Source organism: Rhodococcus sp. IEGM 1408 (genome assembly GCF_033142235.1).
Taxonomy (GTDB): Bacteria; Actinomycetota; Actinomycetes; order Mycobacteriales; family Mycobacteriaceae; genus Dietzia.
On sequence record NZ_JAWLRW010000007.1, the window covers coordinates 213,264 to 233,890 of the forward strand.

The 20,627-nt window shown below is 71.1% G+C and carries 21 protein-coding genes and 3 tRNA genes; 17 read left to right on the forward strand and 7 right to left on the reverse strand.

Annotation, left to right across the window (positions count from 1 at the left end):
* The first annotated feature begins 100 nt into the window (after positions 1 to 100).
* From R4P08_RS12855 to R4P08_RS12870, 5 genes are all read left to right on the forward strand, one after another.
* Positions 101 to 192 (forward strand) — tRNA-Ser (locus R4P08_RS12855).
* A gap of 61 nt (positions 193 to 253) precedes the next feature.
* Positions 254 to 326, forward strand: a tRNA-Arg gene (locus tag R4P08_RS12860).
* Between the two features lie 41 nt (positions 327 to 367).
* Positions 368 to 733, forward strand: coding sequence for a type II toxin-antitoxin system Phd/YefM family antitoxin (locus R4P08_RS18555; protein WP_411741201.1), 366 nt, complete (start codon positions 368 to 370; stop codon positions 731 to 733).
* Positions 658 to 843 (forward strand): hypothetical protein, encoded by a 186-nt coding sequence (locus tag R4P08_RS12865; protein WP_317814285.1) that lies wholly within the window; start codon positions 658 to 660, stop codon positions 841 to 843. Before R4P08_RS18555 ends, R4P08_RS12865 begins: the two co-directional genes overlap by 76 nt.
* Before the next feature lie 117 nt (positions 844 to 960).
* A complete protein-coding gene (locus R4P08_RS12870; RefSeq protein ID WP_317814286.1) occupies positions 961 to 1,881 on the forward strand; it encodes a DMT family transporter in 921 nt (306 codons plus the stop codon).
* Here R4P08_RS12870 and R4P08_RS12875 read toward each other — a convergent pair.
* Positions 1,863 to 2,555, reverse strand: a complete 693-nt coding sequence (locus tag R4P08_RS12875) for an NrtR DNA-binding winged helix domain-containing protein (protein ID WP_317814287.1) — start codon at positions 2,553 to 2,555, stop codon at positions 1,863 to 1,865. The genes R4P08_RS12870 and R4P08_RS12875 overlap by 19 nt on opposite strands.
* A gap of 80 nt (positions 2,556 to 2,635) precedes the next feature.
* Here R4P08_RS12875 and R4P08_RS12880 point away from each other — a divergent pair, with 80 nt between their 5' ends.
* The 3 genes from R4P08_RS12880 to R4P08_RS12890 all read left to right on the forward strand — a co-directional run bounded on the left by R4P08_RS12880 (position 2,636) and on the right by R4P08_RS12890 (position 6,692).
* Positions 2,636 to 3,604 (forward strand): T3SS (YopN, CesT) and YbjN peptide-binding chaperone 1, encoded by a 969-nt coding sequence (locus R4P08_RS12880; RefSeq protein WP_317814288.1) that lies wholly within the window; start codon positions 2,636 to 2,638, stop codon positions 3,602 to 3,604.
* Positions 3,601 to 4,596, forward strand: coding sequence for an ADP-ribosylglycohydrolase family protein (locus tag R4P08_RS12885; RefSeq protein WP_317814289.1), 996 nt, complete (start codon positions 3,601 to 3,603; stop codon positions 4,594 to 4,596). The genes R4P08_RS12880 and R4P08_RS12885 overlap by 4 nt, the downstream gene beginning before the upstream one ends.
* 71 nt (positions 4,597 to 4,667) lie before the next feature.
* Positions 4,668 to 6,692, forward strand: a complete 2,025-nt coding sequence (locus R4P08_RS12890; protein WP_317814290.1) for a DUF2339 domain-containing protein — start codon at positions 4,668 to 4,670, stop codon at positions 6,690 to 6,692.
* On the opposite strand, the gene R4P08_RS12895 is transcribed toward R4P08_RS12890, so the two are convergent.
* Complete coding sequence (locus tag R4P08_RS12895; protein WP_317814291.1) at positions 6,647 to 7,108, reverse strand: hypothetical protein; 462 nt, start codon at positions 7,106 to 7,108, stop codon at positions 6,647 to 6,649. The two genes, R4P08_RS12890 and R4P08_RS12895, sit on opposite strands and share 46 nt — an antisense overlap.
* A gap of 223 nt (positions 7,109 to 7,331) precedes the next feature.
* On the opposite strand from R4P08_RS12895, the gene R4P08_RS12900 reads away from it, so the two are divergent.
* A complete protein-coding gene (locus R4P08_RS12900; protein ID WP_317814342.1) occupies positions 7,332 to 9,740 on the forward strand; it encodes a glycoside hydrolase family 65 protein in 2,409 nt (802 codons plus the stop codon).
* A 20-nt stretch (positions 9,741 to 9,760) separates the two neighbouring features.
* Here R4P08_RS12900 and R4P08_RS12905 read toward each other — a convergent pair whose 3' ends face one another.
* From R4P08_RS12905 to R4P08_RS12915, 3 genes are all read right to left on the reverse strand, one after another.
* Positions 9,761 to 10,300 carry a PGPGW domain-containing protein gene (locus R4P08_RS12905; protein WP_317814292.1) on the reverse strand — a complete coding sequence of 180 codons (540 nt, stop codon included), beginning with the start codon at positions 10,298 to 10,300 and terminating at the stop codon, positions 9,761 to 9,763.
* Between the two features lie 53 nt (positions 10,301 to 10,353).
* On the reverse strand, positions 10,354 to 11,076 hold the full coding sequence (locus R4P08_RS12910; protein WP_317814293.1) for a VIT family protein: 723 nt from the start codon (positions 11,074 to 11,076) through the stop codon (positions 10,354 to 10,356).
* 92 nt (positions 11,077 to 11,168) lie between these two features.
* On the reverse strand, positions 11,169 to 11,798 hold the full coding sequence (locus R4P08_RS12915) for a hypothetical protein (RefSeq protein WP_317814294.1): 630 nt from the start codon (positions 11,796 to 11,798) through the stop codon (positions 11,169 to 11,171).
* 233 nt (positions 11,799 to 12,031) lie between these two features.
* On the opposite strand from R4P08_RS12915, the gene R4P08_RS12920 reads away from it, so the two are divergent.
* The 3 genes from R4P08_RS12920 (at position 12,032) to R4P08_RS12930 (ending at position 15,856) form a co-directional block, all read left to right on the forward strand.
* A complete protein-coding gene (locus R4P08_RS12920) occupies positions 12,032 to 13,579 on the forward strand; it encodes an alkaline phosphatase PhoX (protein ID WP_317814295.1) in 1,548 nt (515 codons plus the stop codon).
* A gap of 160 nt (positions 13,580 to 13,739) precedes the next feature.
* The gene (locus R4P08_RS12925; RefSeq protein WP_317814296.1) at positions 13,740 to 15,179 is read left to right on the forward strand and encodes a cytochrome P450; all 1,440 of its coding nucleotides are present in this window, start codon (positions 13,740 to 13,742) and stop codon (positions 15,177 to 15,179) included.
* Between the two features lie 65 nt (positions 15,180 to 15,244).
* On the forward strand, positions 15,245 to 15,856 hold the full coding sequence (locus R4P08_RS12930; RefSeq protein ID WP_317814297.1) for a putative glycolipid-binding domain-containing protein: 612 nt from the start codon (positions 15,245 to 15,247) through the stop codon (positions 15,854 to 15,856).
* Positions 15,857 to 15,893: 37 nt separating this feature from the next.
* On the opposite strand, the gene R4P08_RS12935 is transcribed toward R4P08_RS12930, so the two are convergent.
* Positions 15,894 to 16,895 carry a prephenate dehydrogenase gene (locus R4P08_RS12935; RefSeq protein ID WP_317814298.1) on the reverse strand — a complete coding sequence of 334 codons (1,002 nt, stop codon included), beginning with the start codon at positions 16,893 to 16,895 and terminating at the stop codon, positions 15,894 to 15,896.
* Between the two features lie 36 nt (positions 16,896 to 16,931).
* Here R4P08_RS12935 and R4P08_RS12940 point away from each other — a divergent pair, with 36 nt between their 5' ends.
* From R4P08_RS12940 to R4P08_RS12955, 4 genes are all read left to right on the forward strand, one after another.
* The gene (locus R4P08_RS12940) at positions 16,932 to 17,465 is read left to right on the forward strand and encodes a tRNA adenosine deaminase-associated protein (RefSeq protein WP_317814299.1); all 534 of its coding nucleotides are present in this window, start codon (positions 16,932 to 16,934) and stop codon (positions 17,463 to 17,465) included.
* 22 nt (positions 17,466 to 17,487) lie between these two features.
* Positions 17,488 to 17,958, forward strand: coding sequence for a nucleoside deaminase (locus tag R4P08_RS12945; protein WP_317814300.1), 471 nt, complete (start codon positions 17,488 to 17,490; stop codon positions 17,956 to 17,958).
* 170 nt (positions 17,959 to 18,128) lie between these two features.
* Positions 18,129 to 18,329 carry a CsbD family protein gene (locus R4P08_RS12950; protein ID WP_317814301.1) on the forward strand — a complete coding sequence of 67 codons (201 nt, stop codon included), beginning with the start codon at positions 18,129 to 18,131 and terminating at the stop codon, positions 18,327 to 18,329.
* A 47-nt stretch (positions 18,330 to 18,376) separates the two neighbouring features.
* Positions 18,377 to 18,467, forward strand: a tRNA-Ser gene (locus R4P08_RS12955).
* Positions 18,468 to 18,483: 16 nt separating this feature from the next.
* Here R4P08_RS12955 and R4P08_RS12960 read toward each other — a convergent pair.
* Positions 18,484 to 19,119 (reverse strand): TetR/AcrR family transcriptional regulator, encoded by a 636-nt coding sequence (locus R4P08_RS12960; protein ID WP_317814302.1) that lies wholly within the window; start codon positions 19,117 to 19,119, stop codon positions 18,484 to 18,486.
* Positions 19,120 to 19,317: 198 nt separating this feature from the next.
* Between R4P08_RS12960 and tgt the strand changes: the two genes are divergently transcribed.
* The gene (tgt, locus tag R4P08_RS12965; RefSeq protein WP_317814303.1) at positions 19,318 to 20,604 is read left to right on the forward strand and encodes a tRNA guanosine(34) transglycosylase Tgt; all 1,287 of its coding nucleotides are present in this window, start codon (positions 19,318 to 19,320) and stop codon (positions 20,602 to 20,604) included.
* Positions 20,605 to 20,627 lie beyond the last annotated feature (23 nt).

Genomic DNA, 20,627 nt, shown 5'->3' on the forward strand with positions numbered 1-20,627 from the left:
CAGACTAGGACCAGCGGATGAAGGCCCGGTGTCCGGGCGTTTTGCGAACCGCGGAGACCGTTGTGTACTGTTATCCCTCGTTGGCTCAGCAGAGCCTCCAGGAGGCGTGCCAGAGCGGCCGAATGGGACTCACTGCTAATGAGTTGTCCCCCTTAAAGGGGACCGGAGGTTCAAATCCTCTCGCCTCCGCCATGCTGGATCACCGGGAGACCGATGAGCTGGCACGACAGAAGAATGCACTACAGATGAATATGCGCCCGTAGCTCAATGGATAGAGCACCTGACTACGGATCAGGAGGTTAGGGGTTCGAGTCCCTTCGGGCGCACAGTGGAGAGCACCCCGGTTCGGCAGAGATGCCGAGCCGGGGTGCTCTCGTTTCATACGTTTCATGCGCGACAAGCAGCCAAACTCAACGCGCTCCTGGCCGAGGTGGAGTCGACCGGCTCGCCCGTGACCATCACCAGCCACGGTCGGCCCGTGGCGATCCTGACTCCCGCCACACCGCCCCGCCGGATCACGGGACCTCGCATTCTGGTTCGGGCACACATGACCCGCCAGGTGCTCCTCGACACCAACGCGCTTCCGGGCGCCTGCCGGGAGGCGAGGCGCTGGTCACCTCGTGGACCGAGACCCTCGCCGGTCTGCGAGCCGAGCAGATGGCGATCGAACCCGAGGACGCGTTGCTCGCCGGCAGCCTGGACTGGCCACACCGGGATCCGTTCGACCGGATGATCGTCACGCAGGCTCGTCGTCGTCACATGGTGGTGGCGACCAGCGACGATGCGATCCTCGGCGCGGCGCTCGTGTCCGTCCTGGACATCCGACGCGTCGACCGGAGGTGAGCTCGGTCGGTGGGCGTGGAAACCTGGCGGGACCCCGGCGCATCGGGTGACCGGGAGGTGGGGGTGACGGGGCGCGGGACGACGACGACGAGGCCAGCCGCTTCGTAGGCTGTGCCGATGCCCCAGCCGGCCCGAGAGGCGATCCGCCGCAACGCCGGCCATCTGGCGTCGGTGGCCCTGGTGATCATGTGGAGCTCGGGCTACGTCGGCGCGGAGCTCGGGATCCGGGCCGGCGGCACCCCGTTGCAGCTGCTCGGGTGGCGTTTCTCGATCCTCGGCGTACTGCTGGTGACCGTCTGCCTGGTGCTGGGGGTGCGGCTGAATGATCGTCAGGCGTGGGCGCGGCAGGCGGTGCTGGGCCTGTTCAGCCAGGCCGTATTCCTCTTCCTGATCTTCGAGGGGGTCGCCAACGGCGTCGACGGCGGGACCGCGGCGCTCATCGCCGCGCTCCAGCCGCTGCTCGTGGCCACCGTGGCGGGCAAGATCTTCGGCGAGCGCACGACGGCCGGCATGTGGGTCGGCATGGCCCTGGGGATGGCCGGCGTCGTGGTGGTGGTCTCCGGGGGACTCGAGGCCGGGGTCGCGCCGTGGTGGGCGTATCTGTTCCCGGCGGCGGGCATGCTCAGCCTCACCACGGGCACGGTCCTCACCCAGCGCCTGCGGCCCACCGAGACGCTGTTGCAGTCCATCACCATGCAGGCCGTCGTCGCGGGGGTGGTCTTGATGTCGGCTGCGCTGCTGTCCGGCCAGGCTGCGGCTCCCGCCGATCCGGACTTCTGGGCTGCGGTCGCCTGGCTGGTATTCCTGTCCACGCTGTGCGGTTACGTCCTCTTCGTCTTTGTCACCCGCACCCGCGGCGCCACGGTCGCCAGCGTGCTGCTGTATCTGACCCCGCCCACCACCATGGTCTGGGTGTGGCTGATGTTCGACGTCCCGATCACCCTCCTCGCGGTGGTGGGGATGGCCATCAGCGCGGTCGGCGTGATCCTGGTGCTGCGGTCCCGGCCGGCCGCGGCGGGTCAGCGCGCGCGGCGGTAGAGCGCAGCCGGGCGACCGCGTAGCGCGGTGGCGAGGGCGGGCTCGCCGTCGTCGTCCATCACTGCTTCCAGCCGGGGTTTCATCCGCCGCGCGAAGTTGTCCTTGTGCAGCTCCTCGCCGATCACGGCCTCGTGGACGCGCCGGAGCTGGTGCAGGGTGAACGGCTCGGTCAGAAAGCCGTCGGGGTCGGGGCAGACGTCCACGTAACGCAGCCGGATCTCGTACCGCTCGCGCACGTCCCGGATCGCCGCGTCGACGATCGCGTCGTGGTCGAACAGCATCGGGCCCACCCCGTCGAGCCGGCCGTCGGTGGTGACCCGGGTGAGCTCGCCGTCGGCCCCGCGTAGTGCGGACTCGGGCAGGGGGAGCGCGTGAGCGACGGAGACGGCCCATGTCCGCTCGTCCCGCTCCGGGTCGTCGAAGAGCCGCAGCAGGCGCGGGCGGATGGTCTCGTGCGGCGTGATCTTCACCTTCTCGCGGAGTACATGATCGGCGGTCTCGGCGACGGTCGTCCGTTCACGGAGGAAGGCGCCGGGGAGCGCGCGACCGTCCGGATCGATGCGCGGTTGCGTGAAGACCCGCAGCTCGGGGTCGGCGCCGCCGGCGTCGGTGACGGTGAGGATCGCCAGGTCCACGGCCACCGCCGGCCGGGGGAACTGCTCGAGATCGGACACGACCCCACATTAGCGCGACGAGCGTGTTAATGTTTAGCGCGTTGAGGGTGCTAAAGATTTCGAGACGGGGAGAGACGGTTATGACGACCGATGAGTCGAACAGGGCGCAGGATCTGCTGCCGGACCCCGATTGCTGGAAGCGGTTCGGGATGGAGCTCGAGGGCGTGCTCGGGAGCATGGCAGCCACGGGGGACCGGCTGACCCTGGATCTGCCCGGCGTCGGGGACGCGAGCGGGGCGGCGCCGCGGGCAAGATTCGCTGTGCAGTCCACACGGGGTGGGCCGTACCTGCGAGCGGAGATCCGCGGTGATGCCCAGCTGGCGCCCCGCTTCGCGCTGGGCGTGGCGGGCGAGCGCGAGTTGCGTGGGAACGGCTGGCGCGCGGTACGAGAGCTGGACGGCCGGGCGAGCCTCTGGACCCGCCGGCTGCGGTGCGGCGCCGAGGCCCGGGCGCTCGGGCCCCAGCTGGTCTCGGTACTGCGCGACCACAGTGCGGTGATCCGACCAGAGTTCCTCTCCGTGACCGTCGACGGACCGGCCGCTGCCCAGGCGCTCGGACTGTCCCTGGTGGTCGGCGGCGCGGAGGTCCTGCAGGAACTCCCGACCGCAGCGGGCGCGCTGCTCCTGGACGCCTCCGCCCCGGTCTCCCCGGAGAACCGCGGGCAGATGGTGGCCCTCGTGCGCGAGGCGGTCACCGGCTGGCTCGGTGAGGAGACGAAAGTGGACGACGACGGCGACGTCCTGGTCATGCGGGACGAGAGCTGGATGTGGGTGCACGCCATGCCGGAGCAGCCAGGAGTGGAATTGAGTTCGTGCGTGGTCTCGGGAGTCGCGGACCGCCGCGCCGCTGCCGTTGAACTGGCTCTGCTCAATCGCGGTTCGCGCTGGCTCAACTGGATCCTGCGGGACGATGACATCTGGCAGATCGCCCACATTCCCGGGGCTCCGTTCGTGCCCTCCCACCTGACCAAGATGATGGACGTGTTCATGGACGCACTCGGTGCCGTCACGCCTGACCTGATCCTGCGCACCCAGGGGTCGGACCAGTGAGCACGCAGGAGGGCGCGGGCCTGCGCGACCGCGTGGCGGGCGTCATGCTCGGCGCCGCCGTGGGCGATGCGCTCGGTGCCGGCTACGAGTTCGAGTCGGCGCCCCTCGGGCCCGACGGGCCGCAGATGATCGGCGGCGGGCTGGGCGGCTTCGCCCCCGGTGAATGGACCGACGACACCTCGATGGCGTGGTGTGTCCTGGAAGTGGCCGCCCGGGGAGGAGGGCTGTGTTCGGAGCGAGGGCTCACGGCGGTCGCTCGCAACTTCCGGGCCTGGTTCGACTCGGGTCCGGCCGACATCGGCATCCAGACCCGGCAGGTCCTCTGGTCAGCCGGGCCCGCCCCCACCGCGGCGGAGTGCACGTCGGCTGCCGCGGCCCACTTCGCGAGGAACGGGCGGTCGGCGGGCAACGGATCGCTCATGCGGACCGCCCCGGTGGCCCTGGCCCATCTCGGGGACACCGAGGCGATAGTGCGGGCCGCGACCGCGGTGAGTGCGCTGACCCACGGCGACCCCCGCACGGGTCAGGCGTGCGTCCTGTGGTCCCTGGCGATCGACCGCGCCGTCCGGGAGCAGGTTCTCGACATCCGTAGCGGGTTGACCGAGCTCGACGACGAGGCCCGCGGGTACTGGACGGACCGGATCGACGAGGCCGAGCAGGGTCCGCCCGGACGCTTCACCCCCAACGGTTGGGTGGTGACCGCGCTCCAGGCCGCCTGGTCCGCGATCCACCACACCGCGATCCACCCAACCGTGATCCACGACTCCCAGGCTCCCGCGGAGAGCCCCGGCCCGCACCTCGCCGACTCGCTCGTCACCGCCATCGGGATCGGAAACGACACGGACACGGTGGCCGCGATCGCCGGTGGGCTCCTGGGTGCCCGGTGGGGAGCAGCAGCGGTGCCGGCGGACTGGCGGCGGATCAGTCACGGGTATCCGGGTCTGACCGGGGAGGAGCTGATCGAGCTGGCCCTCTCGGCAGCAGGCGGGTAAGCCTGCACGGTTCCAGGCGGGCTGCGGGGAGTCTGTGGACGGAGCGCCGCGGCGCGGGAGAGGATTCAGGGGTGAACCCGCAGCAGCCCGACCACGTCCAGCGCATGCTCGCGGACCTCGACGCCCGGCTCGGACGCATCTCCGCGGAGGTCGCGGAGGTCCGGGCCGGGCTGTCGGCGGTCGCCGGGCAGCCGCGGTCCCCGGAGTCGGTGCCGGGCCCAGCTCCAGCCCAGGGCCCGCAGTTCCAGCGCCAGGCACCAAGCCAGCCGCGTTCGCACGGGCAACATCAGCCGCAGCAGCCCGACCGGGCCTCGGTGTGGCGCGCGGGCGCGGCGCAGGTCGGTTCCCCCGCCCCGGGCGGATATCACCCCGTCGGCGCGGCCAGCGGTCCCCACCCGCAGCCCCGTCCCGGCCCGGCGCACCCGGAGCGGCCCTGGCAGCCGGTGGCTCCCCGTCCTCGGCGGGCACCACGCATCACCGCGGCCACGGTCATCGCCGCGATCGGCGGGTCGGTGATGCTCGCCGGCATCGCGTTCCTGCTGGTCGTGGCCATCCAGGCCGGGCTGTTCCCGCCGCTCGCGCGGGTTGTCGCGGCGGCGGCGCTGGCGGTGGTGCTGGTCGGGCTCGGTCTGCGGCTGCAGTCCCGGCACGAGGCAAACGCGGAACTCAAGGCCACCGCGGAGCCCGGGGCCACCACAGAGCTCAAGGCCACCGCGGAGCGCCCGGCCACGGCGGAGCGCCCGATCAACCCCGGCGCGCTGGCACTGGTCGGCACCGGCCTGGCCGCCGCGATGCTCGACGTGATCGCCTGCACCACGCTCTACCAGTGGGTCCCCGTGCCGGCGGCCTACATGTTCGTCGGCGGGTTGGCGCTGGTGGGGATGGCGCTCGCCCAGCGCTGGTCCTCGGGTCTGCTCGCCTGCCTGGTCTCCGCCGGCACGATGCTGCTGGCCCCGCTCATCTCCACAGGGGTCGAACTCCCCGCGTTCCTGGTCATCCTCGCGATCGCCACCGCCGTGCTCGGGGCCGACCTCGGCACCGCGGTCCGGGTGGTGTGGTCGGTCTTCCCGGCGCCGGTCCTCCTGGGTTACCTCGCGCAGACGCAGGCCCACGGCCGCGGCGAACAGATCGTGCTCATCGTGGCCGCGCTCGTCTTTGCCGCGGTGGGCGTCGGGGTCGCCTGGTTCGACTCGGTGCGCCGGAGCCCGGCTCCGGAGAACGCGGCCCTCGTCGTCGTCCCCACCGCCGTCCCCCTGCTCCTCCTCTCCGGTCTCTTCCTCCTCCGGCCGGGCTGGCCGGTCGGGGTGCTCCTCGCGGCGGCCTACCTGACGGTGGCGGTACTGGCCGGACGGCGCTCCCGGGAAGAGGGTCCGGTGCTGTTGTCCGCGGTCTCGGGCTTCGTGGGCAGCGCGCTGCTGCTCGCCGCGTGGGTGGAGCTGGGTGGGCGGGAGCTGACGAGCCTCGCGCTGACGCTAAGTGCGACCGCCTACGTCGTGGCCGCCGGACTGTGGGGCCGCCGCTGGGTGGACCGGGTGGCGGGCCTCGGCGCCGCCATCGCGCTGACCGTGTACTTCGCGGTCAACCAGCCGTTTGTGGCGCTGAGCGAGCGGCTGTCGGTGCGCGAGTTCTCGTATTGGGACGTGGTGTCGGCGTTCGCGATCACCGTCCTGGCCGTCGCGGTGACGTGGTGGGCTGCCCGCCGCCGACCGCGCGAGGCCTCCCGGGTGGTGATGGTGGGCGCGGTCGTGGCGCTACTGACGTTCTCGGTGATGGTGGTGGCGACGGGCGTGGTGATCGGCGAGCTCGCGGGGGCGCCCCGGAACGGCTTCCTCGTGGCGCATCTGGTGGTCACGGTGCTGTGGATCAGTTGCGCGGCGTGGCTGATCCTCACCGCGAGCCCGCGGATCTCGGAAGCGCGCAAGATGGGCTTCGTGCTGGGCGCCCTCGCGCTGGCCAAGCTGCTCCTGCTGGACCTGGCCACCCTGCCCGGACTGTTCCGCGTCCTGTCCTTCATCGCGGTGGGCGCGGTGACGCTCGCCGTGGCGGTCCGCTACCGCAGCGAGACCGAACCGTCGGGGAGCGGTTCCCCCACGTAGACGCGGAAGGCACGTGGTTCCGCCCCGGACATCAGGACCTCGACCTCGGGGTGGTCCACCTCATCGGGGTCGTCGGACGCCTGACTCCAGACGACCTCGCCGGCGTCGGTGAGCTCGCGGAACGCCTGGCGGGTGGCGCGGACCCATCGGACGTGTTTCAGGGCCGGCTCGTCACGCAGGTCGTCCTCGGCCATCTCCTCCCGGTCGCGCAGATCCACCATCAGGCGTTCGCCGGCGGGTGCCTCGTATGCCATGCAGACGTGGTCCACCAGCACGCCGAGCGGCCATGACGGTTCGGAGCCGAGAAGGTCGATGATGATCATCCGAGCGTCGCCGACCTGGCAGGAAGCCGGTGTGGTGAGGACCTGCAGCCGGTCGGCTACGTCCTCCGTGATCTCGATGAGCTGGACGGTCATGGCGAACCCCTGTTCCGACGGGACGGTCGACGACAGGGTCCGCGGCGCGGGCCCCGGCCGCCGGCGACTGTGACGCATATCATAACCCAGGTCCGTGTCCGGTGGGTCTCGGCCGGATGACGATCGCGGCAACAGGGACGCACAGATGATCACCCGAGCGGCGACCGGAGTGGATAGTGTCGAGGAGGTGACCACCCCGCAGTCCGGATCCGAGAACGACGCCATGCTCGACCAGGCCGACGCCTTCACGCTCTCCTACAGCGGGTTCGATCCCGGAGACGAGGGATTGCGGGAGACCCTGACCTCGACGGGGAACGGCTACCTGGGCTCGCGCGGAGCGGCCGAATGGGAGGACGCCGACGGGATCCACTACCCCGGGACGTACGTCCACGGCCTGTACAACCGCGCGACCACCATGCTCGGCGGAGTCCCCGTTCATAACGAGGACCTGGTCAACCTCCCCAACTGGCTGCCGCTCAAGCTGCGCATCGGCGGGGCGGAGGTGTTGCGGCTGGCCGAGGTGGAGATCCTGGACTACCACCACGAGCTCGACCTGAGGTCGGCCCTGCTCACCAGGCGACTACGGTTCCGGGACCAACAGGGCCGCGAGACCGAGCTGGTCAGCCGCCGGTTCGTCTCCATGGCCTCGCTGCACCACGCCTACCTCGAGTGGACCCTCACGCCGCTCAACTGGTCGGGTCCGGCAGAGGTGGTCACCGCGCTCGACGGGCGGGTGGTCAACGACGGCGTGCCCCGCTACCGCCAGCTCGAGAAAGATCACCTGCGCCCGGGGAGCACGGTGTTCCCCGAACCCGAGGTCATCGCGATCAAGTCCTGGACGCGACAGTCCGAGGTCGTGGTCAGCCTGGCCGCGCGCACCCTCGTCCACTCGGCCGGGGAGGAGATCGACGTCCCGCGTGCGGACTTCCGGACCCCGGACTACATCCAGCAGACGCTGAGCCTCGATCTCGAGCGCGGGGTCCCGGTCACCATCGAGAAGTCGGTGACCCTGTTCACCTCGCGCGACCCCGCCACCGGGGACACGATCATGCGGGCCCACCGCTCGGTGGCCCGCTCCCGGCCCTTCGAGGCCGCCTACGCGCACCACGTGGAGTCGTGGAACCGCCTGTGGGAGGCGTGCGACGTGCGGGTGTTCGGCGACGACGAGACCCAGCACCTGCTCCGCGTCCACATCTGCCACATCCTGCAGACGTGCTCCCACCACACCGCGGACCTGGATGCCGGGGTGCCCGCCCGCGGGATCAACGGCGAGGCCTACCGCGGCCACATCTTCTGGGACGAACTGTTTGTCTACCCCTTCCTCACGTTCCGCACCCCTGACGTCACCAAGGGTCTGCTGATGTACCGCTACCGCCGCCTGTCGGAGGCACGCGCCGCGGCCGAGGCGGCCGGGTACGAGGGCTTCATGTTCCCGTGGCAGAGCGCGTCGCTGGGGACCGAGGAGACCCAGGACCTCCACCTCAACCCGCTGTCCGGGCGGTGGGACGAGGACCTGTCCCACAACCAGCGACACGTCAGCGCGGCCATCTTCTACAACATCTGGCAGTACGTCACCCTCACCGAGGACACGATGTTCCTGGAGTACCGGGGAGCGGAGATGATGCTCGGAATCGCCCGCTTCTGGGCGTCGATCGCCCACTACTCGCCCGAGCGGGACCGCTACGAGATCCACGGCGTGATGGGGCCGGACGAGTACCACGAGAAGTACCCTGGGGCCGCCGAAGGCGGCCTGCGCAACAACGCGTACACCAACATATTTGTGGCCTGGATCTGCGACATCGCCGCCAGCCTGCTGGACTTCCTGCCGGAGCCGCGGGCCGACGCGGTCCGCGCCCGGTTGGAACTGCGCGACGGGGAGGTCTCCCGGTGGAAGGACATGAGCCGCAAGATGTTCGTCCCGTTCCACGACGGGATCATCAGCCAGTTCGAGGGCTATGAGAATCTCGAGGAACTGGACTGGGACGGCTACCGCGCCAAGTACGGCAACATCCAGCGACTCGACCGGATCCTCAAGGCGGAGGGCGACACCCCGGACCGGTACAAGCTGGCCAAGCAGGCCGATGCGGTGATGCTGTTCTTCCTCTTCAGCGACGCCGAGCTCAGGCGGGTCGTCACACGTCTCGGTTACGACTTCCCCGACGACGCCGCCCAGCGCACCATCGAGTACTACGACCAGCGGACCTCGCACGGGTCGACCCTGTCCTACATCACGCACGCCGGCGTCCTGGCCCGCTTCGACCCGGACGCCTCCTGGGAGCGGTTCAAGATCGCGTTGGGCAGCGACGTCGGCGACATCCAGGGCGGCACCACCCGCGAGGGGATCCACATGGGGGTCATGTCCGGAACTGTCGACCTGGTGCAGCGGTTCTACGCCGGGATGCGGGTGACCGGCGGGAAGCTGCGGCTCGACCCGAACCTGCCGTCCGGCATCGACGGGTTCGCCTTCAACATGACCTACCTGCGGTCTCCGCTCACCGTGACGGTGATGCGGGACCGGGTGACCGTGCAGCACCGGGACGGCGTGATCGATGCGGTCCCGGTCTGTGTCCGGGTGGCCGGCGAGGAGCGGCTGGTCCAGGTGGGCGGCGAGGAGACTTTCGACCTGGCGTGAGGCCCGCGCTGGCGTGACGCTCAGCCCGAAGTGGCGCCGTGCCGCGACCGGCGCCGCTCGTCCCTCTGGCGGTGCCGTTCGGCATGGCGTTCCTTCTCGCGCTCGGTCTCCACCTGGTGGTCGTACGGCCGTCCCCGGAAACGCCGGAGCGAGTAGACGAGCAGGGCCAGGCCGATGAGCCCTGAGACGATCAGGCTCGTGCCCGTGCCCCAGCCGCCGATGAACCACACGTCGGGGTCGAACGGCCACCACCCGGGCGCCGGGGGATGCTCACCCCAGAAGATCCCGAGTCCGACCAGCCACGCCACCCCGAGGACCGACGCCGCGATCCGCGGCCACGTCTGCACCCCGCGGGAGGCGCCCTCCAGGGCCAGACGTTTGACGGGGTCGACACGCCTCTCGAACCACTCGTACTGCTGGGAGAGCACCACCATCCCGCCGAAGAGCATGAGCAGGCCGGGGCCGGGGAGGAACAGCGCCGCGATCCCGAGGATGACGAGCGCCCACCCGAGCGTCTCGAGACCCACGCGCTTGGCCGCGACGTAACCGAGTCTTCTCACCGGTCCATCGTGGCAGAACTCCGGCCGCGGGTGTGCGGACCCGGGGCACCCGGTCAGGTGACGGTGGTGCCCAGGATCGTGCCGATCCCGTAGGTCGCGGCCATCGCCGCGAGGCCACCGAGGAGCAGCCGCCGGACCGCCTTCCCCCGATCTGCGTCCCCGAGCCGTGCGGAGACGTAACCGGCGAGTGCCAGGCCGACCAGGGTGAGGACGGCGATCGTCGGCACCCTCAGGGCCGCGGGTGCGAGTATCGCGAGCAGAGGGATGACCGCGCCGAGGGTGAAGGCGACGGCGGAGGACACGGCGGCGTGGATTGGGTTGGTGAGGGACTCTTCGTCGATGCCGAGTTCGGCGTCGAGGTGGGCGGCGAGGGGATCGACTGCGTGGAGTTCGGTGGCCACCTGCCGGGCCGTGTCCTCGCTGAGCCCCTTGGCGGTGTACAGCCCCACCAGCTCCTCGAACTCGGCCTCGGGCTCCTCGGTCAGTTCGCGGACCTCCTTGGTGATGAGCGCCCGCTCGGTATCGCGCTGGGTGCTCACCGAAACGTACTCCCCGACGGCCATGGAGAAGGCTCCCGCGGCCAGACCGGCGATCCCCGCGATCATCAGCGGTGACCTGTCGGTGGTGGCCGCCGCTACGCCCATCACCAGCCCGGCGGTCGAGAGCAGTCCGTCGTTCGCCCCGAGGACGGCGGCGCGCAGCCAGTTGAGCCTGTCGGCGACCGAAGCGTCATGGGGTTCGGCGGCCACGTGATGAGCGGGGCGGGGGGTGACCATGTGCTCACGTTAGGAGCCGACGCGCGGCCCGACAAGTGTCGAAAGCCTTGCCTTACCAGCGCTTTACCGCGTGCGGCGAAGTGCGTACGGCTTCAGGCCGGGACCGTCGTGGCATACGCCCGCACGGCGCGGACCCCCGCCTCGAGGTCGATCTCGGGCCAGCCGTCGGGGGCGTGGAGGACGGCCGCCAGCTGGGCGGCGGTGAGCCCGGTCCCCGAGTTCAACAGGGCGTCGATCGCTCCGGGTGGCGGCGGGTCGAGCAGTGTGTCGTCGGCCAGCTCGTCGATGATGTCCCGCAGCGCCAGCCGGGTGACCGGGAACAGCTCGGGGTCGAAACCGTCGTCGGTGGGCTGGTCGATCCGCCACCAGGACGACCCGTCCCAACCGTAGAGGAAGCCCAGGTAGGCGCCGTGGGATCGGGCGTGCTCGACGCCGCGGCGCCACCAGACGGGGGCATCTCCCACGAGGTCGGTGCCTGCCTCGCCCGCGCGCCCACTGCCCTCGGTCATCGAGAACTCGTGGTGCCAGCCGACCAGGAGTGCGCGTCCCTCCCCGGGGCGGACGAGCGCCATCCACATGCCGTCGGCGCCCGCCCAGTGCAGGGCCGCGGCGGACGGGGGGAAGTGTTCCAGGCCCACGGCAGCGCGCACCGCGGCGTCCACGGCGAGCAGCGAGGCGATGACGTCGGGTGTCGAGTCCAGGTCCACGGGCAGCAGGGCCATGCGGCCCACGGTAGACCACCACGGTGACCACGGCGAGGGGATCAGGGTGAACGCCCGGCGACCCCTGGATGGACGGCTCCGCTCCGATCGGCGGGTCCACCGACGCCCGCGCCGGGGCGCCGCCGGGCGTTCACCTGAGCGACACCTGCACAGCGCGTTCCCGTCTCAACCGGGCTCTAACGTCGAATCCCGCGCGCCGGAACGGCTGGCCGCAGGGAGAGGACACCAGAACAATGGCAGAGAACAGCATCGATCGCCGTCGATTCCTGGCCGGCGCAGCCGCCGTCGGAGCGGGGATGTACGTCGCCGGGAACCTCACCGGCACCTTCACGGGTTCCGGCGCCATCGCGGGCGCCACGGCGGTGGGCACCGAGGGATACGGGGAGCTCGTGCTGGACCCGGACGGTCTGCTCGATCTGCCGGAGGGCTTCACCTACTCCGTGGTCACCCGCGCGGGCGAGCACGCCATGGAGGGCGGTGCCAAGTCCCCGTCCGATCCCGACGCCGCCGGTTACTTCGCGGCCTCCGGCCCCCTCGGTTCGCTCTCGGGGGCACTCGGTTCGCTCGGTGACCTCGTGGGCGCGGGCGGCGGGTTCCTGGTCCTCAACCACGAGATCGGCGGCAGCGAGCCGCATATCGTGCCGGTGACCGACGGCATCACCTTCGACGACCAGGCGGGTGGGGGTTGCACGGTGATCGCCGTCGACTCCAAGGGTGTACGCAAGTCGCAGTACGTGGGCGTGGCCGGCACGGTGAACAACTGCGCGGGCGGCGTCACCCCGTGGGGCTCGTGGCTCACCTGCGAGGAGACCGAGCTCCGGGCTGGCGGCAGGTCCCTCCAGGGGAAGACCGCGTCGGTGGACCACGGCTGGGTCTTCGAGGTCTCGCCGGACACGGCACTCAACCGGGCCCAGGCCGCGGTGCCCCTCAAGTTCCTCGGGCGCTTCTCCCACGAGGCCGTCGCCGTGGACCCCGCGACCAGCGTCATCTACCTCACCGAGGACGCGGGCAATCCCAACGGTCACGTCTACCGCTGGACCCCGCCGGCCGGCTTCACGCCCGGCACCGGCTCGCTCGCCGAGCTCGCCCGCTCGGCGGGCGGCGACACCGCCGGGACCTTCGAGATGATGCGGTGCGTCTCGGGGGGTGCGCACGTCCCTGACCTGTCGGTGGCCACCACCGTCGGAACGACGTACCAGCTCGAGTGGGTCGAGGTCCCGGGCCGCGACCGCCTCGCCGAGACCACGTCGATCCGTAAGCAGTCCTACGGCGCCCGCGGAACCCGTTCGCGCAAGCTCGAGGGTGCGTGGTGGAAGGAGGGCGCGTACATCGTGGCCTCGTTCGCCAGGATGGGCGACGGTTCGGCGGCCGAGCACGACGGCCAGGTCTGGCGCATCGCGCCGGACGGCAAGTCCATCACGTTGAGCTCGATCTTCGGGAAGAACCCGGACCCGGCCGCCGACCTCGCGGCCGGCGGGAACTTCGACGGCCCGGACAACATCACGGTCTCGCCCCACGGCGGCGTCGTGGTCTCCGAGGACGGCTCCGGGGTCCAGCACGTCGTCGGCGTCAACGATCGCGGCCAGGCCTATCCCATCGCCCGCAACCGCGTGAGCAACTCGGAGTTCGCCGGCCCGGTGTTCAACGAGGACGGTTCGGTCATGTTCGTCTCGATCCAGGGTGACGGCTACACCTTCGCGATCACCGGCCCGTGGGCGCGTCTCGCGGGGAGTGCCGGCACCGGCGCCGGCTCGCTCGGCACCGCGGGCCTCGGATCGTGACACCTCTCGCCTAGGTGACCAGGTCCGCGCCGACACCTCCTGCAGCAGGGGAGGTGTCGGCGCGGGTCGTCCGTCCGGCACGATTCGGGCCCGCCGGCCCGATCCCCGCGACCTCACCGGACCGGCTGCGGCAGCACGTGTCGACTCGTACGGTATGGCCATGACCGACGTCCTTCCCCCAGGCCCGCGACTGCCCGGGCTCGTGCAGGCTCTGCTCACCCTGTCGGCCCCCGCCCTCACGTTCCCGGCGGCGGCCAGACGGTACGGGGTGCCGTTCAGTCTCGAGCTCATGCCCAAGGGTCGGTCGGTGGTCGCGGTGGCCGATCCCGCGGACGTCAAGGACGTGTTTGCCGGCTCGCCGTCGGTATTCCACGCCGGCAAGGGCAACGAACTGCTCCGCCCGCTGCTCGGGGAGGACTCGTTGCTCCTGCAGGACGGCGACGCGCACGCCCGCGCGCGCCGGCTCCTGGCCCCGGCGTTCGGCCGGCGGGAGATCGCCGGCTACCGCACGCTCGTGGAGGAGGTGACGGCCCAGCAACTGGACAAGTGGCCGCGCTCGGGCCGGGTCCGCGCCCACGTCCTGCTCAGCGAGCTCACGCTCGAGGTGATCCTGCGGGTGGTGTTCGGCGTGACCGACTCGGAGCGGCTGGATCGGATGCGGCCCGTGGTGGCCCGGGCCGTCGACGCGGGTCCCGTGATGATGATCGGCCTGGCGATCCCCGCGCTACGCCGCCTCTGGCCCTGGACCCGGGAGATCCGCGACCTGGCCACGATCCACGCCTTCCTGGACCAGGAGATCGACGCCGCCCGCAGGGACCCGGCGCTCGCCGACAGGCGCGACCTGCTGGCGTTGCTGGTCCGGGCGTCGGCGCAGGACGGCCAGGGCTCGTTGGGCACAGAGCAGGGCCACAGCGACGGCCGGGGCTCGTCAGGCACAGAGCAGGGCCACAGCGACGGCCGGGGCTCGTCAGGAACAGAGCAGGGCCACAGCGACGGCCGGGGCTCGTCAGGAACCGAGCAGGGCCTCGGCGACGCGGAGTTGCGCGACCAGCTGATGACCCTGCTGGCAGCGGGGCACGAGACCACCGCCACGGCGATGGCCTGGACGATGCTCGAGCTGGCCCGGCAGCCGCGGATCCAGGACACGTGCGTCGCGGAGATCGCCGGGGGTGAGAAGACGGACTACCTCGAGGCGGTCCTCAAGGAGTCCCTGCGGTTGCACCCGGTGGTCCCCATGGTCATGCGGGAGCTGCAGGAACCGGCGACCATCGGGGGCCGAGACTATCCGCGGGGGATGACCATCTCGCCGTCGATCATCCTGGCCCACCGCGCTCCCGCCGCCTACCCGGCGCCGCAGGACTTCGACCCCGAGCGGTTCCTGGGCGACGTACCGACCCCCACCACGTGGTTGCCGTTCGGCGGCGGCGCGCGACGGTGCATCGGGGCGTCCTTCGCGATGATGGAGGGCGAGGTGATCCTCCGGCAGGTGCTGCAGCGCTACCGACTGGACCCGGTGGGCAGCGGCCGGGAATGGCCGAGGTCACGCAATGTGACGCTGTATCCGTGGCGCCGGGCGCGGATAGAGCTGCGTCCGAGGTGACGAGTCGGCCAGGGGACGGGGGCGCAGATGTGCGTTTCACCCCGGACTTTCCTACCGTAGACAGTGTGAACGCTTCTCAGTCGCCCTCGCCTCAGGCCGAAGCGCCCCGCGCCTCGGCTCCCTGCATGTACACGTGGATCTCCGAGACCGGCAAGCTCATCGAGCAGGTGAGGATCGTCCGGAAGGGCGAGTCCTCCCGCGCCCGTGGCCGCATCGTCGCCGCCGCGCACGCCGGTCAGGACGCGTTCACGCTGGAGTACGAGGCCGAGATCGGCTCGGACCTGGCGCCCAAGCGGGTTCAGCTCACGGTCTCCACCGAGGCCTACGAGCGCACCATCGACCTGGTCTGTGACGACGAGGGGTCCTGGCTGCTGGACGACCCCACCGACACCCGCTCCCGCGTCGGCGGCGAGGGCGTGGTGGACGTGGACATCACCTTCAGCGTGTTCTTTGCCAGCGTCATCATCCGGCGGCTCGGCCTGCACTCGCAGCCCGGCTCAGCGGAGCGGCGGGTCCTCTCGGTGGACTCCATGACGCTCGCGGTCACCGAGGACTCGGTCACCATGTCCAGCGACGACGAGAAGATCCACGGCATCACGGCCACCGCCGCCACCAGCGCGACGGTCGACGCAGACGGGTTCATCCTGGACGTCAGCGGACTCAGCCGGCGGGTCTGACCCTCACGCCAGCGAAACCAGAAGGCGGGTCCGACCCTCAGCCGGCGGGTCTGACCTCCAGCCCCGCTGCTCCCGCCTCGCGGAGGGCCTCGAGCCAACCCGGTGCGCCCGGGGTCACCGGCACCGGCGCGTGCTCCACCTTCACGGGTCCCGCATCCGCCTGCCCCCCACGCGCCTGCTCTTCCCGCGAGGGACCTACCTGAGCGTCCTCGTAGGCGCGTCGCGCGCGGTGCCCGTCGTCGACGAGCGCGCCGAGCGTCCCCCGCGCGGCCAGCGACTCCCGCGCCGCACCGAGGTCTGCCAGGCACTCGTCGAGCACGTCCAGCAGCGCGTCCCGGTTGGGTTCGCAGATGGCCCGGACGAGGTCGGGCGAGGTCCCGGCCACACGGGTGCCGTCGCGGAAGGACCCCGCGGCCAGGGCCAGTGCGAGGTCGCCGCCGCGGCCCCCGGCCAGCGCCAGCGCCTCGGCCAGCACGTGCCCCAGGTGCGAGATCCGGGCGACCGCCGAGTCGTGCTGGTCGGAGGTGGCCGAGACCACCCGGGCGCCGCAGCCCACCGCCAGCCGCGCCACCCGCGACCACGTGTCGGGGTCGGCGTCGTCATCCGCGGCCACGAGCCACGTGGCGCCGCGGAAGAGGTCCGGGTCGGTGGCGTCCCAGCCGGAGTGTGCGTTGCCGGCCATGGGGTGGCCGCCCACGAACCGGCCGCCCAGACCCCGCGCGCGCACCGCGGCCAGGACCGGGCCCTTGACGCTCACCACGTCGGTGAGGGCGATCCGGGGTGCGTGTTCGGCCACCGCGTCCAGCACCGCGCCGAGGGCGGGCAGGGGGACGCCGACGACGACGAGGGCATCGGCTCGCGCGGCCCGGCGGAGTGTGTCGGCGAGGTCCGTGGAGACGTCGAAACCGGCCGCCGACGCCGCTCGCGCTCCCGCGGCCGAGCGGTTCCAGCCGAACGCCCGCTCCGGGCCCAGGGCCCGCAGTAGCGAGCCGCCGATCAGACCCACCCCGAGCACGCACACCTCCGTCGCCACCGCCACCTGACAAGGTTCTCACAGCCGACTACGGTTGGGCCCATGACCAGCAGCTCCGACCGAAGCTCCCGCAACACCGACACCGACGACGACACCGTCACCGGTAACGCGTTCGGGGTGATGCAGGAGGGCGACTCCTGGCAGATCACGCGTCTGACCGATGCCGCGCTGACCAGCCTCGACGACGCCGCCCGGCAGGTCCGCTCGCTGCGCACCGAGGGCGCGTCCTTCGGTCTGGTGGACGTGGACCACGAGTTCTTTGTGATCCTGCGTCCAGGACCCTCCGGGATGCGGCTCATGCTGTCCGACGCCACCGCGTCGCTGGACTACGACCTCGCGGCAGACGTGCTCGAGGAGCTCAACGTGGACGTGCCCGACATGTCCGACGAGGAGCTCGAGGACACCGACCCGTGGGGCGAGGGCGACATGTCGATCCTCGAGGATCTGGGGCTCCCGCCCGGGGTGCTGGAGATCATCGTCTCCGAGACCGACCTCTACGCCGACGAACAGTTGCAGTCGGTGGCCGAGCGGATGGGCTTCGGCGAGGTGCTCGAGCGGCACCTGCCCGACTCGTGACCCGGGCAGGTCGCGCGACACCATGTCACTGAATTCGCCCCGGGCAGCCGACGAGAAGCTGATCTGGCGGGCCCTGGCCGTCGCGACCGGCACCCCGGAGCAGGACGTTCCCGTCGGCGCGATCGTGGTGGGCCCGGACGGCCGCGAGTTGGCTGCCGCCACCAACCGTCGCGAGGCGGACGCGGATCCGCTCGCGCACGCGGAGGTGCTGGCGCTGCGCGAGGCGGCCACGGTTCTGGGCGACGGTTGGCGCCTGGAGGACTGCACCCTCGTCGTCACCCTCGAACCGTGCACGATGTGCGCGGGAGCGGCCGTGGCGGCGCGGGTCGGCCGCATCGTCTTTGGCGCCTGGGAACCACGCACCGGCGCCTGCGGGTCGCTGTGGGACGTGGTCCGGGATCGTCGACTGGTCCACCGGCCCGAGGTGCGCGGCGGGGTGCTCGAGGCCGAATGTGCGGCGTTGCTGGAGCAGTTCTTCCGGGAGCGCCGGTGAGCTCTCTCCTCCCCGCTCGGTGACCGCGGCCCGGCCGCGCCGGACACGTCTCCTCGCCCGCGCGGTGACGGGATCGTGACCTCGGATCGGTGGAGGCCCGCCGGGGATCTCCGTACGGTGGATCGGGAGAGGCGCCGGGACACCGGCGCCGCGATCGAGAGGAGCACCACATGGGAGTGGGAGACAAGTTCTCGAACAAGGCCGAGGAGCTGGGCGGCCGCGCCAAGGAGTCGGCGGGTGCCGCGTCAGGCGACCGTGACCTGCAGGCCGAGGGCCAGGCGGACCAGGGCAAGGCCGGCGTCAAGCAGGGCGCCGAGAAGCTCAAGGACAAGGCCAACGAGGCCGCCAGCAAGCTCACGGGGAACAAGTAACCCGCCCGATTTTAACGAGCGGGCCCCGGTGAAGTAGCCTGGTCGGCGGTGGCGTGTCCGAGCGGCCGAAGGTGCAGCACTCGAAATGCTGTGTTGGGTAACCCCCAACCGAGGGTTCAAATCCCTCCGCCACCGCCACGGGGAACCCCGGATCTCAGTCGAGGTCCGGGGTTTCCTCTTTCTCCGCCCCGCTCCCCGGGACGTCGGAGTCGAAGACGTGCAGGGACGCGACCGCGTGCAGGGTGGTCAGCGCCGAGTCGATCACCGCGTACTGCGGAAGACCCGACTCGTCTCCGAGGAGCGCCGCCTCCTCCACGCCGGCCAGCCAGGACCTGGTCAGCACCAGGGGCATCGGGCCGGGTTCGGGAAGTCCGATGCTCTCGAGGATCCGGAGACTGATCGTGCGGTGCATCCCGTCGACGACCTTCTCCAGGGCCGGGTCGACCGATCTGCCCGATCGCAGGACCGCCACGTAGTTGTCGCGCCGACGCTGGATGTAGCGCACCAGGGCGGTGATGATCGCGCGGGTGCGGTCGTCCGCGCTCGTGGTCTCGGGTACCTGGGTGAGCGCCAGCACGTGGTCGGCGGCCGCCTCGACCACCGCTGTGAGGTAGTCCAGCTTGGTGGGGAAGTAGTGGAAGAGGAGGCTGCGGGAGACCCCGGCCCGCTCGGCGACGTCGTCCATCGAGAGCGCGTGGAACGGCACGGTCTCGAGCAGCCGGACCCCCATCATCACCAGCTGGGCGTGACGTTCGCGACGGGAGAGCCGTCGGCTGGTCGTTCCCGGCACAGCTCACCTCGTCGTCGTTGATCTCGGGGGCCGTTGATCTCACCCGCCGTCGGGTCACAGCCGGACCCATCGTAGGTCCATGGCCGGGCCCGTCGTGCGGCTACGGCCGGACCCGTCGTGGTGCTGTCGTGGGGCTGCGACCGGACCCGTCGTGGGGCTACGGCCGGACTCCCGTGCCGTCGTGCCACGATGGAACCCATGTCGGTCCACGAATCCCCCTCGCCACGCGCCACCACCTTCGACGTGGGCTCGCGGATGGTCCTCGACGGCACGGCGGGCGGCCGCACCGGCGTCATCCACACCCCGCACGGCGACATCGCCACCCCGGCGTTCATCCCCGTCGGCACCAAGGCGACCGTCAAGACGCTGACCCCCGAGCAGATCCGGTCCACCGGCGCGCAGGCGGTGTTGGCCAACGCTTATCACCTCTACCTGCAGCCCGGCCACGGGATCGTGGACGCCGCCGGCGGGCTGGGGGAGTTCATGCGCTGGCCCGGGCCCACCTACACCGACTCCGGCGGCTTCCAGGTGATGAGCCTGGGGGTAGGGTTCAAGAAGGTGATCGAGATGAGCGCGGGCACCGAGCCGGCCCCGGACGACTCGGCGACCAACAAGGGCCAGGGAAGGCTGGCGAAGGTCGACGAGGACGGCGTCACCTTCACCTCCCACCTCGACGGCTCGAGCCACCGCTTCTCGCCGGAGGTGTCGATGCGGATCCAGCACGGACTGGGCGCCGACATCTTGTTCGCCTTCGACGAGCTCACCACGCTCATGAACACCCGCGTCTACCAGGAGCGCTCCGTGGAGCGGACCCGGCGCTGGGCGCAGCGCTGCCTGGACGAGCACGAGCGGCTGTCGCTGGAGCGCACCCACCGGCCGGGGCAGTCGCTGTGGGGCGTGATCCAGGGCGCGCAGTTCGAGGACCTGCGGCGGCAGGCCGTGCGCGGGCTGGTGGAGATGAGCGACCGCGCCGAGTCGGAGGGGCGCCGCGGGTTCGGTGGCTACGGGATCGGCGGGGCGCTGGAGAAGGAGAACCTCGGCACGATCGTGGGCTGGTGCGCCGAGGAACTGCCCGAGGACCGGCCGCGGCACCTGCTGGGGATCAGCGAGCCCGACGACATCTTCACGGCCGTGGAGAACGGCGCCGACACCTTCGACTGCGTGGCGCCCACCCGGCTGGCCCGTCACGGCGGCATCTACACCCTCGACGGGCGGGTCAACGTCACGCGCGCGCAGTTCCGCCACGACCACACCCCGCTGGACCCGGAGGGGCCGTCCGAGGTCTCGCGCGAGTACAGCCGGGCCTACATCCACCACCTGTTCAAGTCCAAGGAGTTCCTGGGCTCCACCCTGCTGACCCTGCACAACCTGGCGTTTGTGGTCCGGCTGGTCGACGAGGTGCGCGCGGCGATGGTCGCGGGGCCCGAGCAGTACGTGGCCTACAAGACCGAGTTCCTGGGGCGGTACTACTCGACGTCGAAGTAGGGCTCGCCTCGGGCGAGGACTTC

What these genes read in the sequence shown, in the direction of transcription:
- R4P08_RS12865 (WP_317814285.1), top strand. Translation starts at nt 658, where the DNA reads ATGGCGATCGAACCCGAGGACGCGTTGCTCGCCGGCAGCCTGGACTGG.
- R4P08_RS12870 (WP_317814286.1), top strand. Translation starts at nt 961, where the DNA reads ATGCCCCAGCCGGCCCGAGAGGCGATCCGCCGCAACGCCGGCCATCTG.
- R4P08_RS12880 (WP_317814288.1), top strand. Translation starts at nt 2,636, where the DNA reads ATGACGACCGATGAGTCGAACAGGGCGCAGGATCTGCTGCCGGACCCC.
- R4P08_RS12895 (WP_317814291.1), bottom strand. Translation starts at nt 7,108, where the DNA reads ATGACCGTCCAGCTCATCGAGATCACGGAGGACGTAGCCGACCGGCTG.
- R4P08_RS12900 (WP_317814342.1), top strand. Translation starts at nt 7,332, where the DNA reads ATGCTCGACCAGGCCGACGCCTTCACGCTCTCCTACAGCGGGTTCGAT.
- R4P08_RS12910 (WP_317814293.1), bottom strand. Translation starts at nt 11,076, where the DNA reads ATGGTCACCCCCCGCCCCGCTCATCACGTGGCCGCCGAACCCCATGAC.
- R4P08_RS12915 (WP_317814294.1), bottom strand. Translation starts at nt 11,798, where the DNA reads ATGGCCCTGCTGCCCGTGGACCTGGACTCGACACCCGACGTCATCGCC.
- R4P08_RS12920 (WP_317814295.1), top strand. Translation starts at nt 12,032, where the DNA reads ATGGCAGAGAACAGCATCGATCGCCGTCGATTCCTGGCCGGCGCAGCC.
- R4P08_RS12925 (WP_317814296.1), top strand. Translation starts at nt 13,740, where the DNA reads ATGACCGACGTCCTTCCCCCAGGCCCGCGACTGCCCGGGCTCGTGCAG.
- R4P08_RS12940 (WP_317814299.1), top strand. Translation starts at nt 16,932, where the DNA reads ATGACCAGCAGCTCCGACCGAAGCTCCCGCAACACCGACACCGACGAC.
- R4P08_RS12945 (WP_317814300.1), top strand. Translation starts at nt 17,488, where the DNA reads ATGTCACTGAATTCGCCCCGGGCAGCCGACGAGAAGCTGATCTGGCGG.
- R4P08_RS12950 (WP_317814301.1), top strand. Translation starts at nt 18,129, where the DNA reads ATGGGAGTGGGAGACAAGTTCTCGAACAAGGCCGAGGAGCTGGGCGGC.
- tgt (WP_317814303.1), top strand. Translation starts at nt 19,318, where the DNA reads ATGTCGGTCCACGAATCCCCCTCGCCACGCGCCACCACCTTCGACGTG.